This window comes from Nocardia sp. NPDC059236, from assembly GCF_042754085.1.
Lineage (GTDB): Bacteria > Actinomycetota > Actinomycetes > Mycobacteriales > Mycobacteriaceae > Nocardia.
Genome location: NZ_JBHZAF010000002.1, coordinates 688,206 through 703,313, shown reverse-complemented (window position 1 = coordinate 703,313; position 15,108 = coordinate 688,206). Strand labels below are relative to the sequence as shown.

The following is a 15,108-nucleotide window of genomic DNA, read 5'->3' as shown; positions in this document are numbered from 1 at the left end:
CCTAGTCTGTCCATCGAAAGCATGCAATCGCATTAAATGCTTGTGCATTTGATGCACACGCATGTACTGTCGCTTCTCGTGACTTCCACCGAGACCCGCCCCGCAGTGAGCACCGCGGCCGACACCACGCAGTGGACCGCCCGGCTCTGGGGCATGCTCATCACCCTGTGCATCGTGCTGTTCCTGGACGGCCTCGACGTGTCGATGATCGGCGTCGCGCTGCCGTCGATCGGCACCGAACTCGACATTCAGACCTCCACCCTGCAGTGGCTGGTCAGCGGTTACGTGCTGGGCTACGGCGGCCTGCTGCTGCTGGGCGGCCGCACCGCCGACCTGCTGGGCCGCCGCAAGGTCTTCCTGATCGCCCTGGCCGTCTTCGCATTGGCCTCGCTCGCAGGCGCTCTGGTGAGCTCGCCGGCGCTGCTCATCCTGACCCGCTTCGTGAAGGGCCTGGCCGCCGCGTTCACCGCGCCGACCGGTCTGTCCATCATCACCACGAATTTCCACGAGGGACCGGCCCGTAACAAGGCGCTGTCCATCTACACAGTCTTCGGCGCCGGTGGCTACTCCATGGGCCTGCTGTTCGGCGGCCTGATGACCGGTCTCGGCTGGCGCTGGACCTTCCTGCTCCCGGTTCCGGTGGCCCTCGCCGCCCTGGCCTCCGCGTATTTCCTCGTCCCCAAGGACAAGCCCGCCGAGGAGGGCGGACACGACCTGATCGGCGCGCTGCTGTCCACCGCCACCATGCTGCTGCTCGTCTACACCGTGGTCTCCGCGCCGCAGGCGGGCTGGGGCTCGGCCCGCACCATCGGATCGTTCGTCGCGGTGGCCGTGCTGGGTGCGGCGTTCGTCTACGCCGAGAGCAAGGTGCGTTACCCGCTGGTGCGCCTCGGCATCCTGCGCAAGCCCACCCTGGTCCGGGCCAGCCTGGCCATCATCGCGGTCGCCGGTTCGTACTTCAGCTGGCAGTTCATCACCACGCTGTACCTGCAGGACGCCCTGGGCTGGTCGCCGCTGAAGCTCTCGATGGCGCTGCTGCCGGTCGGCCTGCTGGTGGTCGCCTCGGCCTTCGTCTCCGACAAGCTGGTCGACCGCTTCGGCACCGGCCCGATCATCGCGATCACCATGGTGATCATGGCCGTCGGCTACCTGCTGTACCTGCGCATCGACACCGCACCGTCCTACCTGACCGTGCTGCTGCCCGCGGTGCTGCTGGTCGGCATCGGCTGGGTCGGGTTCCCGGCCATCAATATCCAGGCCACCAGCGGCATCGACGATGACGAGCAGGGCCTGGCGGCCGGTGTGCTGCAGACCGCCATGCAGGTCGGCGCGGCCATCGTGCTCGCGGTGACCACCGCCATCGTCACCTCGAGCGTGCCGAGCAACCCGACCCCCGCGGCCATGCTCGACACCTACCGTCCCGGCCTGGAATTCGCCGCCGGCGTCTCCATCGTCGGCGCCCTGGTCGCCCTCACGGTCTTCCTCCCGAGGCTGCGGGCCCGCCGCCAGGAGGCCCGTGACCTGGAGGTCGAACTGGTTGGTTGATACGAGAGGGTGCCGCTCGCAGCTCACACGGGCGTCGCCTTCGAAAATCACCGGGGCGCACCGCATTACGCGGTGCGCCCCGGTGACGTAACAACTGATTTCGTAAGGATCCGGGTAACGCGTCGGGGACGTCCGGAGTCGGGTCGGCACCCGACCGCCGGCACGGGTGTGGGACGGGTGACGGCTCTCAGCCGTCCGCTGAAGTTCCGGGGAGGCGGGACAGCAGCTTCAGATCCGCGAGTCGCGGGGCCGCGGCGTCCTTGTCCGAGCGGACGAAGGTGAGCGGTTCGCCGTTACGGCCGACGGCCGGCCACTCGATGGCCAGGTCCGGGTCGAAAGCGTCCAGGTCCCGGTCGAATTCGGGGGAGTACTCCAGCGAGCACAGGTAGTTGACGGTGGAGTCGTCCTCCAGCGACAGCAGCGCGTGCCCCAGGCCCTCGGCCAGGAACACCGACTTGCGCTCCACATCGTCGATGACGACCGCGTCCCAGCGGCCGAAGGTGGGGGAGTCGCGGCGCAGGTCCACCACCACGTCCAGGAAAGCCCCGCGCACACAGGTCACGTATTTGGCCTGCCCGGGCGGATTCTCGGTGTAGTGGATGCCGCGCAGCACACCCGCCGCGGAGGTGGAGATATTGACCTGCAGCAGGTCGAAGGGCCGCCCCACCGCCTTCTCGAATTCCGAGGCCTTGAACGACTCGTAGAAGACGCCGCGCTCGTCTCCGTGCGGCCGGGGCGTGAACTCCCACGCGCCCGGCACCGACAGTTCCCGAATCCGCATGCCTACTCCCAGCTTCGCCCGTGGTCCAGCAGGCCCAGCAGGTACTTTCCATAGCCCGAGCGCACCAGGGGTTCGGCCAGCCGGGTGAGTTCATCGTCGCCGATGAAGCCGAGCCGCCAGGCCACCTCCTCCGGCACGCCGATCTTGAGGCCCTGGCGCTCCTCGATGGTGCGCACGTAATTGGCGGCGTCCAGCAGGGAGTCGAAGGTACCGGTGTCGAGCCAGGCGGTGCCGCGGGCCAGCACCTGCACGTGCAGCCGGCCCTGCTCCAGATAGGTGCGGTTGATATCGGTGATCTCGTATTCGCCGCGGTCCGACGGCTTCAGATCGCGCGCGATGGCGAGCACATCGTTGTCGTAGAAGTAGAGCCCCGGAATCGCGTAGTTGGAGCGCGGCGCCTTGGGCTTCTCCTCGATGGAAATGGCCCGGCCCTCGGCGAATTCGACCACGCCGTAGGCCGTGGGGTCGGAGACCCGGTAGGCGAAGACCGCGCCGCCGTCCAGGTCGTGGAAGTTCTGCAGCTGGGTGCCCAGGCCCGGGCCGTGGAAGATGTTGTCGCCCAGCACCAGCGCGGCTTTCTCGGTGCCGATGTGGTCGGCGCCCAGCACGAAGGCGCGGGCCAGCCCGTCCGGTTTCGGCTGCACCACATAGGAGATGGACACGCCGAACCGGCTGCCGTCGCCGAGCAGCCGGGCGAAGGCGTCGGCGTCCTCGGGAGTGGTGATCACCAGGATGTCCCGGATCCCCGCCAGCATGAGGGTGGACAGGGGGTAGTACACCATCGGTTTGTCGTACACCGGGACCAGCTGTTTGCTCACCCCGCGCGTGATCGGGTGCAACCGCGATCCGGTGCCCCCGGCCAGGATGATTCCGCGCATGTCACGACAGTCTGCCAGCTCGATGGCGGAGCGCGGCGGTCAGGTTCCGACTGGACTTCGAATCGATCACGGCCGTTTACGTACGCGCGGATACGGCGATATCTGTTGCGTAGGTCACGTTCTCATGGTGTTCTGAAATGACGCTATGTGAGATGTCAGCGCCGACTCTCGCGCGCCGGGTGCCGAGCCAACGTATCGGTCGCTCCGGACGAACGGCTCGGCGCGCCAACAACGAGGTAGGTGCGCGATGGCTCACGAACGGCCTGTCAGCGAAACGGCCCACGAGGACGTCCCCGTCCAGAACCCGAACCGGACCAGTGCCGCCGCCCGTGCGCTGACAGTGGTGGCTCGCACCATGATCCGTCCGGCCGGCGAGCTGGTGCCCGTCACCGTCGCATCCATGCCGGTGGCCAGCACCGTGATCAACAGCCTGGCCAAGCTGCGCCCGGCTCCGCGGGGAGTGGAGCGGGAACAGGTACGGCTCAATGGCTTCCGCATGGAGATCGTCCGGCCCGCCGGGGCCCGCAAGGCGTTGCGCGACGGCGCGGTCCTGTACATGCACGGCGGTGGCTTCTTTCTGTGCGGGCTCGACACCCACCGCCCCGTGGTCGCGGCCATCGCCCGGCGCACCGGGCTGCCGGTGGTGAGCGTGGAGTACCGGCAGCTGCCCGAGACCGATATCGCCGGATCCGTCACCGACTGCCTGACCGCCTACAAATGGTTGCTGGCGCACGGCGTCCCGGCCTCGAAGGTGGTGTTCGCCGGTGACTCCGCGGGCGGCTACATGACCTTCGCCACCGCCCTGCGCGCCCGCGACGCCGGACTGCCCGTCCCCGCCGGACTGGTCGGGCTGTGCCCCGCACTGGACCTGGACTGCACCGAGAAGCGCGCCCACCCCAACTACCGCCGCGACGCGCTGATCCCGCTGTCCGCGCTGGAGTCCGTGATCAAGCTGGGCGCCGAGGTGAACGGCCGCCTGGATCCGCGGCTGTCGCCGGTCAACAATGTGCTGGCCGGCCTGCCGCCCGCGCTGCTCATCGTCGCCGAGGACGAGGTGCTGCGTCGCGACAGCGAGATCATGGCCCAGCGCCTGGCCCAGTCCGGCGTGCCCGCCACGCTCGAGATCTGGCGCGGCCAGGTGCACGCCTTCATGGCCATCTTCCCCGCCATGCCGGAGAGCCGGGCCGCCCTGGCCCACGTGGCCCGCTTCGTCCGCGACCGCATCGAGGCCGGGCAGGTCGCCCGCACGGCGTGATCGGATGGGTGCGGCCCGATCGATTCGGGTGGGGTGCAGCCTGATTGATGATGTGGGGCTCGGGGCGCCGATCTCGGGCCCCACATCTGTTCCGCCGCCGCTGTTCCCGGAGACGGCGAAACCCCCGCCCGGATGCTCCGGGCGGGGGTTTCGTGATGCAGCGGACCGCTTACTTGGACTGGATGTGCGGCTCGTTGATGGTGGAGAAGTACTGGATCGCGGCGGCGATGGCGACCGGCGCGGTCACGAACAGCTGACCCGCCAGGGTGCCCAGGAAGCCGACGGCGGCAGCGCCACCGAGGCAACCGACGATCGGGCCGGCACCGAACAGAGCCGCGACCGGAGCGGTGGCGACGCCCGCGAGGCCGAAGCCGAGGACGCAACCGACGGCCGCGCCGCCGAGACCGCCGACCAGGGTGCCGATGGTGGCGCCGGTGGCGATGGTGTCCTTCATGCGGTTCCAGGCGGCCTGCTCACGGTCGTAGTCCGACTTCCACGGAGCCTGGTCCTCGTACGGCAGCGCGACGTCCTTGACGTTGCCCGGCGTGTAGACCGCGTGGTCCATGTCGTACTGCGGGGTCAGGGTCGCGGTGTGGTCCGAGATCTCCGCGGCGATCGGGAAGGTGAAGTCGTCCACCTGGACCTTCAGCGGCATACCGGCGACGATGTTGCCGTTGGCGGCCTTGATCTCGAAGTTGCCGTCCTCGACGACCATGGAACCGGCATCCGTGCGGATGACGGTGTTGGTTCCGGAGTTGGTGGCGGTGTAGTTGATCGGCGCGTCGTTGGCGGCCGGCGCGGCGTTCACGGTGCCGGCGGTGATGGCCACGGCCGCTACGGCCAGCGCCGCGGTGGCGGCGAATTTCCTCATCAGCATTTGTAGAAACCTCATCGGAGAGCTCGGGGGGACACGTCGAATCGAAATGGAGAACAGCTAACGAGCGGTGAACCCATCGTGTCCGTCCGTTCAAATTTTGTTCACCAAGACGATCGCGCGGTCTGCAAGGTAGTGGAAACACGCTGCAAGGGAAAGGTTTTAGCGCAGATATACGATCCGCCTGATCGTTACCCGGAGCAGTCCGTGTGATGAAGCTCACACGCGTCGTGTGGAAAGTCGTGACGCTGGTCGCACGAATATCGCGGCAGGACCGTGGAATTCCGACATTTCGACCGAGTGGCCGCGTTTCAATTACGTGCGTTTGTTTCAACCGGATGTCCGATTCCGCGCACAACGACCGCCCGGCTGGTGTAAAGGAAGCAACTTCCCGTACCCATCGCGGGCCTTCGCCCCGGCCGACGTAGTGTTTCCCTGTGCGACTGCTCGTAACCGGCGGCGCCGGGTTCATCGGCGCGAACTTCGTTCACCAGACCGTGACTGCGCGTCCCGGCGTGCAAGTCACCGTGCTGGACAAACTCACCTATGCGGGCAACCGCGCCTCACTCGACCCGGTTGCGGACCGAATCGAGTTCGTGCACGGCGACATCGCCGACACCGCGCTGGTGGATCGCCTGGTGGGCGGCGTGGACGCGGTGGTGCATTTCGCCGCCGAATCGCACAACGACAATTCGCTGGCCGACCCGTGGCCGTTTGTCCAGACCAATATCGTCGGCACCTATTCGCTGCTCCAGGCGGTGCGCCGCCATCAGGTGCGCTATCACCACATCTCCACCGACGAGGTGTACGGCGATCTGGAACTCGACGACCCCTCGGCATTCGGCGAGAACACCCCCTACAACCCGTCGAGTCCGTACTCGGCCAGCAAGGCCTCCAGCGACATGCTGGTCCGCGCCTGGGTGCGATCGTTCGGGGTGCGGGCCACAATCTCCAACTGCTCCAACAACTATGGGCCCTACCAGCATGTGGAGAAGTTCATCCCGCGGCAGATCACCAATCTCATCGACGGTGTCCGCCCCCGCCTCTACGGCGCGGGTCACCAGGTGCGCGACTGGATCCACGTGGACGATCACAACAGCGCGGTCTGGGAAATCCTGGAGCGCGGGCGCATCGGCCAGACCTATCTGATCGGCGCGGACGGCGAGCGGGACAACAAGTCCGTGGTGGAGCTGATTCTGGAGGCATTCGGCCGTGCCCCAGACGATTTCGATCACGTCACCGACCGTCCCGGCCACGATCTGCGCTATGCCATCGACGCCTCCCTGCTGCGCACCGAACTCGGCTGGGAGCCGCGGTACCACGATTTCCGTCAGGGCCTGGCGGCCACCATCGACTGGTACCGCGACAACGAATCCTGGTGGCGCCCACAGAAGGCCGGGACCGAATCCGCCTACGTCGCCGCGGGTGAAAAGGTCATCTAGCCGCTGAGGACGGCGGACTGGGCCCAGTCCTGCCGGTAGTCGGCCCAATCCTGTTGAGTGGCCGCGAAATCCACGTAGAGCGCGACCCCGAACGTCCGGCGGTCGCGCGCGGTGCGGCCCAGCCCCAGGCGCACGCCGCGCAGCGCGGCGGCGACGGTTTCGGCCGCACCGTGATGGGCCGCGTTCTCGGCCCGGAAAGCGGGCAGTCCCATGAGCAGATCCGTGCCGGGCGGCGTGACCTGCAGGGCCAGACCGGTCTGCTGCGCGACATATCCGCCGTACAGTGCGCGGGTCGGCATGGCGGTGTCATAGGACATCACGGCGATTTGATCCACGCGCCGGGCCACCTCCGCGAAATAGGCTTGCGACCACCATTTCCCGTGATCGAACAAGGCCACGCCGAGCGAATGCAATCCGGGTAGCGGATCGATAACCGGAGCGGAGACCGACAGCAGCGCGTGCCGGGCCGAAGTGACGGCGTGGACCCGATCCAGGATGGTGATGTAGCCGCCCGATCCCGAGCGCACCGGTTCGAAATCGAAGTGAATACCGTCGAATCCGAGATCGAGTACCTGCGACGATGTCGTGACGACATGATCGCGAGTCCCCGGATCATCGGTATTCAGACCGTCGAATTCGGGAGTGAGCACATCTCCGAGCCACGCCTGTACACGAATTCCGGGCAGCGTCCGATGTACGGCCTCGAGGAACCAGCGGGCCTGTGGATAGAGCTGGGGAGACAGCGTGCCGTCATTGTCGAGCGGCCCGGTGTGCACGTAGAGATCCTTGATTCCGGTCCCGGCCAGCAGCATTCCCAGCTGGGCGATATCGGCGTCGGATTTGCGGCCGTCGACCCAGGCGTGCCCCAGCCAGACGGCGTCGTGGCCGCGGGTGCGGGCATCGCCGCGCAGGGTGCCGGCGTCCTGCAGGCGCAGGAACACTGCGGCCGCCGCAACGGGAGTCAGCAGGATGGCGACAATGATCAGCAACACCATGGCAATTCGCCGCGCCCGTGACCATCGACGCCATCGGACTCCCCAGCGGGTCATCCCCAGACGATAGTCGAATACTTGATCACCGCAGCGATGAGCGCCACCGAGGTGGCCGCCACCACCGTGATCGCCGCGCCGCGCACCGGGACCCGGCCCGCGGCGCCGGTGAGCCGCAGCGGCATCCAGCGCAGCACCACCGCCAGGCCCAGTACCGCGAGTGGCACGAAGTAGCGGCCCTGCACTCCGTCGATGATGAAGTAGCCGACCGGCGTGAAGGACATGTACAGCGTCACGTAGATCATGGCCACGCTGGCCGCGATGGTCAGCAGCACCAGCCAGGTGCGCGTGCGGTCCGCGCCGCGCGCCGGGAAGCGCTCGGCCGCACCGATGCTCATGGTGAAGGCCAGCATGCTCGCCAGGATGGTGAGCGCGGGCACCTCGACGTAGGAGAAGCCGAGCTCGCCGAAGAACTGGGTGAACCAGTGCTGGTCGCGGCGGGCGATGCTGTCGCCGAATATCCGCAGGAAGTGCAACGGGTCGGTGAGGATGCCGTGCAGCTGGTCGCCCGGACGCACGGTGCCCCACTGCTTCTCGGGCCGCATCAGGCTCATGCCGTCACCGGTCGGGGCGGCGATCTTCATCCACACCGCGAACGAGATCGCGCCGACGCCCGCGGCCGCCCACGGCAGCACCCGCTGCCACACGGCGATCCGCTCGGCGCCGCCGAAGCCGAAGCGGCGCACGGGGATCAGCACGGTGAGCATGGCGATCAGGACGTAGGTCGGCTTGCACACCGGCAGCAGCACGGTGGTGGCCAGCGCGGCCACCGTCTCCGGCCGGGTCAGTCGCTCACCGAGGAACAGGCCCTTCACCACCAGCGCCGACACCAGCAGCGCCAGCGCATTGGTGACGGTGTCCGCGGTGACGGTCCCGGCCTGGAACAGCGCGATGGGCAGCACCGCGACGGTGAAGGCCAGCCACTGCACGCGGTGGCCGCGCAGCACGCGCAGCGCGAAACCGACGATCACCAGGTAGGCGATCAGCCCGGCCCAGCGGGTGGCCAGCACCATGCCGCCGACACTGAGGTCGAAGGTCTCGGCGATGCGGATGCCCGCGGCGGGCGGCAGATACGGAACCGGGGAGTAGGCCGCGGTATTGGTGAACCACACCTGCTTGGTCTGATCGGAGACCGCGGCCCCGCCCAGCTGGTCGTAGACGTGCGGATCCTCGACCATGGGCTCCGGCTCATCCGGGTTGTCCTGATAGTCGTTGAAGGCGTAGCTCATCAGCGCGTCGATGCTGACCGGCACGTCGCCGCCCCACGCCGGCCCGCGATCGTCATGGATCTTCTCGGGCAGGAAGCCGCCGTGCGCGACCTGGTAGGCCCGGCCGAACTGGGTGATCTCGTCGTGGCCCCAGAACGGGGGCGTCAGCACCGACCACACCGCACCGAAGATGCCGGCGATCAGCACGAAAACCACGGCGGCCGAACCGAACCGCCGCTCGATGCCGATCACCGCACGCCGCAGCCCGGCCGTCTTCGGCGCGGGAGCGGCCGGGGCCGATGCCGGGGCTGGGATGGTCGTGCTGTCGTTCACTTCGGTTACCACGGTGTCCGATTCTGCTTTGCCGTCGGGATTCTGCCCGGCAAGCCGCACCGTCATCGCAGCGAACCGCCCGGCCGGGCATCGGGGCCGGTCTCGCCGACCGCCGAATAACGCAGGTACATCAGGCGGGCGGCCTCGTGCCGGGAGCGGCGGATGCCGTCCAGGATCAGGCCGGCGGTCCAGGCCAGGCTGCCGAGCAGCAGCAGCGTGAAGCCCAGGAACAGCGTCGGGAACCGCGGGACCTGGTGAATCTCATAGAACTCGATCACGATCGGCGTGATGAGGATGACCGAGACGATCCAGGCCAGCGTGCCGAACAAGCCGTAGAAGGCGACCGGCCGCTCGTGCCGGGCCAGGCCGATGATCAGGCGCAGGATCTTGAAGCCGTCGCTGTAGGTGCGCAGCTTGGACTCGCTGCCCGCGGGACGATCACGGAATCCGACCGGAACCGCCGTTTGCGGGACCCTCAGGTGCTGCGAGTGCACGGTCAGCTCGGTCTCGATCTCGAACTCCCGCGACACCGCCGGGAACGACTTCACGAATCGGCGCGAGAAGACCCGGTAGCCGCTGAGCATGTCCTCGACGTTCTCACCGAAGACCTTGCCCACCACGCCATTGAGGATCTTGTTGCCGGTCTCGTGCCCGGCCCGGTACGCCGAACCGGCCTCGACCTCGCGGCGCACGCCCAGCACGTGGTCGTACGGGCCCGCCAGCAGGGTGCGGATCATCTCGGGGGCCGCGGCGGCGTCGTAGGTGTCGTCGCCGTCGACCATCAGGTACACATCGGCCTCGATGTCGGCGAAGGCCCGCCGCACCACATTGCCCTTGCCCTTGCGGTTCTCGGTCCGCACGATCGCCCCGGCCGCGCGCGCCTTGTCGGCGGTGGCGTCCGTGCTCAGGTTGTCGTAGACGTAGACGACTATGCCCGGGACGGCGGCCTTGAGGTCGGTGACGACCTTCGCGACGGCGGCCTCTTCGTTGTGGCACGGCACAATGGCGGCAATACGAAGCTCGGTGGAGTCCACCCGGTCAATCCTCTGATCGGAGGCGAATATGAACACCGGGAGGGTACCCGACCTTCACAGGCATAGGGGTGCGGCGGGTTGCGGTACCGTCGGCCGGTGCCTGCGAACGAGTCCACGGCGGTGGATGAACCCACCCCGAACGCCTCTCTGACCGGCAAGGTCCGGGCCCTGCTGCAGCGGGGCGGGGCATTTCTGGTGGTCGGCGCGATCGGCTTCGTGGTCGATGCGGGCACCTACAACCTGCTGGTCTTCGTCGGCGGCGAGGGCCCGCTGTTCCACGCCCCGCTGGTCGCCAAGATCATCTCGATCGGGGTGGCCACGGTGGTCACCTATTTCGGCAACAAGTGGTGGACCTACTCCGACCATCGGGGCGATACCGGGGCGCGGCACATCCTCGTCTACGCGCTGCTGAATGTGTTGGCCATCGGCCTGCAGCTGGGGTGTCTCGGATTTTCACGCTACGTTCTCGGACTGGACAGTCCGTTGGCGGACAACGTTTCCGGGACACTCATCGGCCAGGCGGTGGCCATGGGTTTCCGATTCTGGGCCTATGGGAAATTCGTCTTCACCGGAACACGCGAGGACGCCCGTTAGCGCGGGTTCGCGCTGCCGCGGCGAATGGCGATTGATATTCTCGCCCCGCCGAGCAAGACAGTGACAGTGGCGGTGCGACCACGTCGGATGAGCCGGTGTCTTAAGTATTCAAAGGATGTCGAGGGATTCATGGATGCGTCGGCTGGGCAGGCCGTGACCGAAACCGAGGACCGGGAGAACGCTGAGGAGGCTCCCACCACCCTGCGCGCGGAACACACCGCGCCGGAGCGACTGGTGCTGGCCCGCGGCATCTTCTGCGGACCCGCGCCGAAGATCAGCGACGACCTGTACGCGGTGGCCAAGGGCAAGGTCACCCGCGAGCGGCAGATGCTACGCCTGGAAAAGGGTGCGTCGGTCAACACCAACACCTACTTCGGGCGCTTCGCCGCCGCCTACTGGCAGCGCTGGACCAAGGTCACCGAGGTCGAGGTGGGCATGACCCTCGAGGCGACCGGCAAGGTACGGATCCGGCTGGCCGCCTCCGATATCGCCGGGCACCGCCGGGTGGTCGACACCGCCGTGGTCAAGGAGACCGGACGGGTGGTGCTGCGCGCACCGCTGGACATGTACATCGACGGCGGCGCGCTGTGGCTGGAGATCGAGGCCCTCGGCGGCGAGGCCGTGATCACCGATCTGGAGTGGACCGCGGCCGCGCCCGAGCAGGTGCGCCCGGTGGCCATCGCCATCTGCACCTTCAACCGCGCCGCGGACTGCGCCGATACCGTTGCGGCCCTGGCCTCCGACCCGACCGTGCTGTCGCTCATCGACGCCGTCTACGTGGTCGACCAGGGCACCGACCTGGTGCAGGACCAGACGCTGTTCACCGAGACCCGGCCGAAGTTCGGCGACAAGCTGCGCTACATCCGGCAGCCGAATCTCGGTGGCGCGGGCGGCTTCACGCGCGGCCTCTACGAGGTGTCGGGCGCCAACGAGCACGCCGACGTCATCCTCATGGACGACGACATCCTGTGCGAGCCGGAAACGGTGCTGCGACTCAACGCCTTCGCCAACCTGACCGTGGAGCCCACCCTGGTGGGCGCGCAGATGCTGTTCCTGTTCAACCCCGACTACCTGAATGTCGGTGCGGAGGAGACGAATCTGGACAAGCTGCGCCACGGCCAGAAGGTGGCCAAGGCGCTGCGCAACACCAGCATGCTCAAGAAGCACCAGGAACGCCGCGTGGACGCCGGCTACCAGGCCTGGTGGACCTGCCTGATCCCGGCCGAGGTGGTCAAGAAGATCGGGCTGCCGGTGCCGATCTTCTTCCAGTGGGACGACGTGGAATACGGCCTCCGCGCGCGGGAGAACGGTTTCGTCACCGTCACCCTGCCCAACGCCGCGGTGTGGCACGCCGACTTCTACTGGAAGGACTTCGATGACTGGGCGCGCTACTTCTCCTCGCGCAACTCGCTCATCGTCTCCTCGCTGCACCACGACCTGGACGGGAAATCCATTACCCGCCAGCTGCTCCGGGAGATCGGTGAGTACCTGGTCGGCATGCAGTACGGCCTGGCGCACACCACCCTGCAGGGCATCGAGGACTACCTGCGGGGTCCGGAGATCCTGCGCGACGGCGGTATCGAGGCGCTGGCCAAGGCCCGCGGCTCGCGCTCGGACTACCCGGAGACGGTCAAGCATCCGGCCGCCACCTCCCCGGTCCCGAACGCGCACCTGCACGTTCGCCGCGCCGGCGGCGAGCCGAGTCACCCGCTGCTGGTGCTCTACAAGCGCGCCCTCAACCAGTGGACCGGCCGCGTCATCCCCGGCCCGGTCGCGGTCACCCGCGAGGACGCGCACTGGTGGCACGTCGGCCTGTTCAACCACGTGGTCGTCACCGACGCCTCCCAGTCCGGCATCCGGGTCCGCGTGCGCGACAAGGAAACCGCCCGCCGCCTGCTGCTCCGCACCGTCCGCGTGCTCCGGCAGCTCCGCAAGGACCTCCCCGACCTGCAGCGCCGCTGGCGAGCCGCCATGCCGGAACTCACCAGCCGCGAGAACTGGGAACGTCTCTACGGAATCGACTAGCGGCCAGGATATTCGCCTGACCATGGCCCGGGACCCCGTGTCCCGGGCCGTGTTTCGTCTCAGCGGCGGCCGGGCTGCTCCGGACCGCCATCCTCGGTGGCAGCCCAGCCGATCACCACCCGATGCTGGACGAGCTGCCCCGCGAAGGCCGGATTCACCGGATCCACCAGCAGCGACACCACATCCACCGCCGCCGCCTCGGGCGGCTGCGCCTGCGACATATCGGTGAACCACGGCCGCGAGGCCTCGGTATCCACCAAACCCGGACAGGCCGCGCCGATGAAGACATCGCGGCCCGCCTCCCGGGCGAAGATCCGGACCGCGGCGACCTGGCCGATCTTGGACGGGTAGTTGACGGACTCCGGCCAGCCCGCCGTGCGGTCCTTGCCGTTCTCGACCAGCTCGGCGTACTCGAGCATGACCCGATCGAGGTCGTCGAGGGTCATGACGTCGGTGTCGAACAGGTGGTGCAGGCTCGGATCCAGATAGCGCAGGCTGCCGAAAGCGCTCGCCACGACCAGGAATCGCCCGCCGGGCCGCAGCAGCGGTCCGAACTCGCGGACCATGCGGGTGGCGCCGAGGTTATTGGTGTTCACGAACTCGCGAATCGTCTCGGCGTCACTGCGTTCCGCGGTGCGCCGCGCCGCCGCGTTGGACACCACGATGTCGATTCCGCCGTGCCGCTCCCGGACCAGCCGGGCCGCGGCCGCCACACTCTCGTCATCGCCGACATCCAGCACCAGCGGCGCCGCACCGGGAATCCCGGCCGCCGCCTCCGCGACCCGCTCGGCGTTGCGTCCGGTGACATAGATGGTGGATCCGGCTTCGAGCCGCTCGGCCAGCAGAGCCGCGACGGCCCGCCCCAGCCCTTGGTTCGCACCTGTTACGAGGGCAATGCTCATGTGTCCGGTCAACCACGCACGATCGCACGTATTCCCTTGTGCGCCAGCCGACCTCGGCTGAGCGAGCTCAGCCGAGGCCGCCGATCGAGGTCAGAGGAACAGGTCGGTGGTGAGCGGGCCGTCGCCGGGCACCACCCGGTACTTGTCGAGATCCGTGATCCCGTGCGAGGCAAGGACCTCGTCGTCGATGAAGAAGTTGCCGGTGGTGTCCTTGGCGGGCGAGGTGAGTACCAGGTAGGCGGCGTCGGCGTAGATGTCCGGCGTGCGGGAGGTGGCGACCATCTCCTCGCCGCCGAGCAGGTTCTTCACCGCCGCGGTGGCAATGGTGGTGCGCGGCCACAGCGAGTTCACGCCGATCCCGTACTTGTGCAGTTCCTCGCTCAAACCCAGTGTGGTGAGCGACATTCCGTACTTGGCGATGGTGTAGCCCAGCGCCGTGCCCGCCCACTTCGGATCCAGGTTCAGCGGCGGTGACAGGGTGAGGATGTGCGGATTGCGACCTGCCTCGGCGGATTCCCGCAGCGCCGGGATGCTGAGCTTGGACAGCAGGAAACTGCCGCGGCAGTTGATGTCCTGCATGAGGTCGTACTTCTTCATCGGCAGGGACTCGGTGGGGGACAGATCGATGGCCGAGGCATTGTTCACCACCATGTCGATGCCGCCGAAGCGCTCGACGGTCTGCTGGACCGCGTCCGCCACCGCCTCGTCGTCGCGCACATCGCCGAGGTACTTCAGCACGGTGCCGCCCGCCTGCTCCAGCTCGGCCGCCGCGGTATGGATGGTGCCGGGCAATTTCGGATGTGGCGCATCGGTTTTCGCGATGATGGTGATGTTCGCGCCGTCGGCCGCCGCCCGCTTGGCGATCTCCAGCCCGATGCCGCGACTCCCGCCCGACATGATCATGGTCCGGCCCGCCAGCTGCTTCGATGCGTCGGTCATAGTCCGCTCCCGTCTGCTGTGTGTCGCCCCGGGTTCGATCATCCGCGTCTCGGAGGCCGAGTGGGGCGGAAATTCTCCCAACTCGAACAGTAGGTGAGAAATAACCTATATGCAACAAGGTGCATATAGGTAGCGCTGGCACCACCTCCGCCGCGGTACCGGGCGCGACCTCGATCCGGGTGCGCGGGGCATGGGCCGCCGGCCCCCGCGTTCCTAGGCTCGAACAGGCCGGAGAACCCGGCCTGAACA

The 15,108-nt window shown here is 67.7% G+C and carries 13 protein-coding genes; 5 read left to right on the top strand and 8 right to left on the bottom strand.

Annotated features, from left to right (window positions below; all coding sequences use genetic code 11):
* Positions 1 to 36: 36 nt before the first annotated feature.
* Positions 37 to 1,545 (top strand): MFS transporter, encoded by a 1,509-nt coding sequence (locus tag ACFXIV_RS08390; RefSeq protein WP_379421225.1) that lies wholly within the window; start codon positions 37 to 39, stop codon positions 1,543 to 1,545.
* 187 nt (positions 1,546 to 1,732) lie between these two features.
* On the opposite strand, the gene ACFXIV_RS08385 is transcribed toward ACFXIV_RS08390, so the two are convergent.
* Together ACFXIV_RS08385 and rfbA are read right to left on the bottom strand one after the other, a co-directional pair.
* Positions 1,733 to 2,326, bottom strand: coding sequence for a dTDP-4-dehydrorhamnose 3,5-epimerase family protein (locus ACFXIV_RS08385; protein ID WP_379393134.1), 594 nt, complete (start codon positions 2,324 to 2,326; stop codon positions 1,733 to 1,735).
* A gap of 2 nt (positions 2,327 to 2,328) precedes the next feature.
* Positions 2,329 to 3,204: a glucose-1-phosphate thymidylyltransferase RfbA gene (rfbA, locus tag ACFXIV_RS08380; RefSeq protein ID WP_379393136.1), complete on the bottom strand. Its 876-nt coding sequence runs from the start codon at positions 3,202 to 3,204 to the stop codon at positions 2,329 to 2,331.
* Positions 3,205 to 3,451: 247 nt separating this feature from the next.
* Here rfbA and ACFXIV_RS08375 point away from each other — a divergent pair, with 247 nt between their 5' ends.
* Positions 3,452 to 4,459, top strand: a complete 1,008-nt coding sequence (locus ACFXIV_RS08375; RefSeq protein ID WP_379393138.1) for an alpha/beta hydrolase — start codon at positions 3,452 to 3,454, stop codon at positions 4,457 to 4,459.
* 169 nt (positions 4,460 to 4,628) lie between these two features.
* On the opposite strand, the gene ACFXIV_RS08370 is transcribed toward ACFXIV_RS08375, so the two are convergent.
* Positions 4,629 to 5,336 (bottom strand): hypothetical protein, encoded by a 708-nt coding sequence (locus ACFXIV_RS08370; protein WP_379393140.1) that lies wholly within the window; start codon positions 5,334 to 5,336, stop codon positions 4,629 to 4,631.
* A gap of 434 nt (positions 5,337 to 5,770) precedes the next feature.
* Between ACFXIV_RS08370 and rfbB the strand changes: the two genes are divergently transcribed.
* The gene (rfbB, locus tag ACFXIV_RS08365; protein WP_379393142.1) at positions 5,771 to 6,775 is read left to right on the top strand and encodes a dTDP-glucose 4,6-dehydratase; all 1,005 of its coding nucleotides are present in this window, start codon (positions 5,771 to 5,773) and stop codon (positions 6,773 to 6,775) included.
* Here rfbB and ACFXIV_RS08360 read toward each other — a convergent pair.
* The 3 genes from ACFXIV_RS08360 to ACFXIV_RS08350 form a co-directional block, all read right to left on the bottom strand.
* Positions 6,772 to 7,824, bottom strand: coding sequence for a hypothetical protein (locus tag ACFXIV_RS08360; RefSeq protein ID WP_379393144.1), 1,053 nt, complete (start codon positions 7,822 to 7,824; stop codon positions 6,772 to 6,774). The two genes, rfbB and ACFXIV_RS08360, sit on opposite strands and share 4 nt — an antisense overlap.
* Complete coding sequence (locus tag ACFXIV_RS08355) at positions 7,821 to 9,365, bottom strand: DUF2142 domain-containing protein (protein ID WP_379393146.1); 1,545 nt, start codon at positions 9,363 to 9,365, stop codon at positions 7,821 to 7,823. The genes ACFXIV_RS08360 and ACFXIV_RS08355 overlap by 4 nt, the downstream gene beginning before the upstream one ends.
* 62 nt (positions 9,366 to 9,427) lie before the next feature.
* A complete protein-coding gene (locus tag ACFXIV_RS08350) occupies positions 9,428 to 10,399 on the bottom strand; it encodes a glycosyltransferase (RefSeq protein WP_379393148.1) in 972 nt (323 codons plus the stop codon).
* 96 nt (positions 10,400 to 10,495) lie between these two features.
* On the opposite strand from ACFXIV_RS08350, the gene ACFXIV_RS08345 reads away from it, so the two are divergent.
* Both ACFXIV_RS08345 and ACFXIV_RS08340 read left to right on the top strand, forming a co-directional pair.
* On the top strand, positions 10,496 to 10,993 hold the full coding sequence (locus tag ACFXIV_RS08345; protein WP_379393150.1) for a GtrA family protein: 498 nt from the start codon (positions 10,496 to 10,498) through the stop codon (positions 10,991 to 10,993).
* Positions 10,994 to 11,122: 129 nt separating this feature from the next.
* On the top strand, positions 11,123 to 13,018 hold the full coding sequence (locus ACFXIV_RS08340) for a glycosyltransferase (RefSeq protein WP_379393152.1): 1,896 nt from the start codon (positions 11,123 to 11,125) through the stop codon (positions 13,016 to 13,018).
* 59 nt (positions 13,019 to 13,077) lie between these two features.
* On the opposite strand, the gene ACFXIV_RS08335 is transcribed toward ACFXIV_RS08340, so the two are convergent.
* On the bottom strand, positions 13,078 to 13,920 hold the full coding sequence (locus ACFXIV_RS08335) for an SDR family NAD(P)-dependent oxidoreductase (RefSeq protein WP_379393154.1): 843 nt from the start codon (positions 13,918 to 13,920) through the stop codon (positions 13,078 to 13,080).
* A gap of 90 nt (positions 13,921 to 14,010) precedes the next feature.
* The gene (locus tag ACFXIV_RS08330; RefSeq protein WP_379393156.1) at positions 14,011 to 14,859 is read right to left on the bottom strand and encodes an SDR family oxidoreductase; all 849 of its coding nucleotides are present in this window, start codon (positions 14,857 to 14,859) and stop codon (positions 14,011 to 14,013) included.
* Between the last annotated feature and the right edge of the window lie 249 nt (positions 14,860 to 15,108).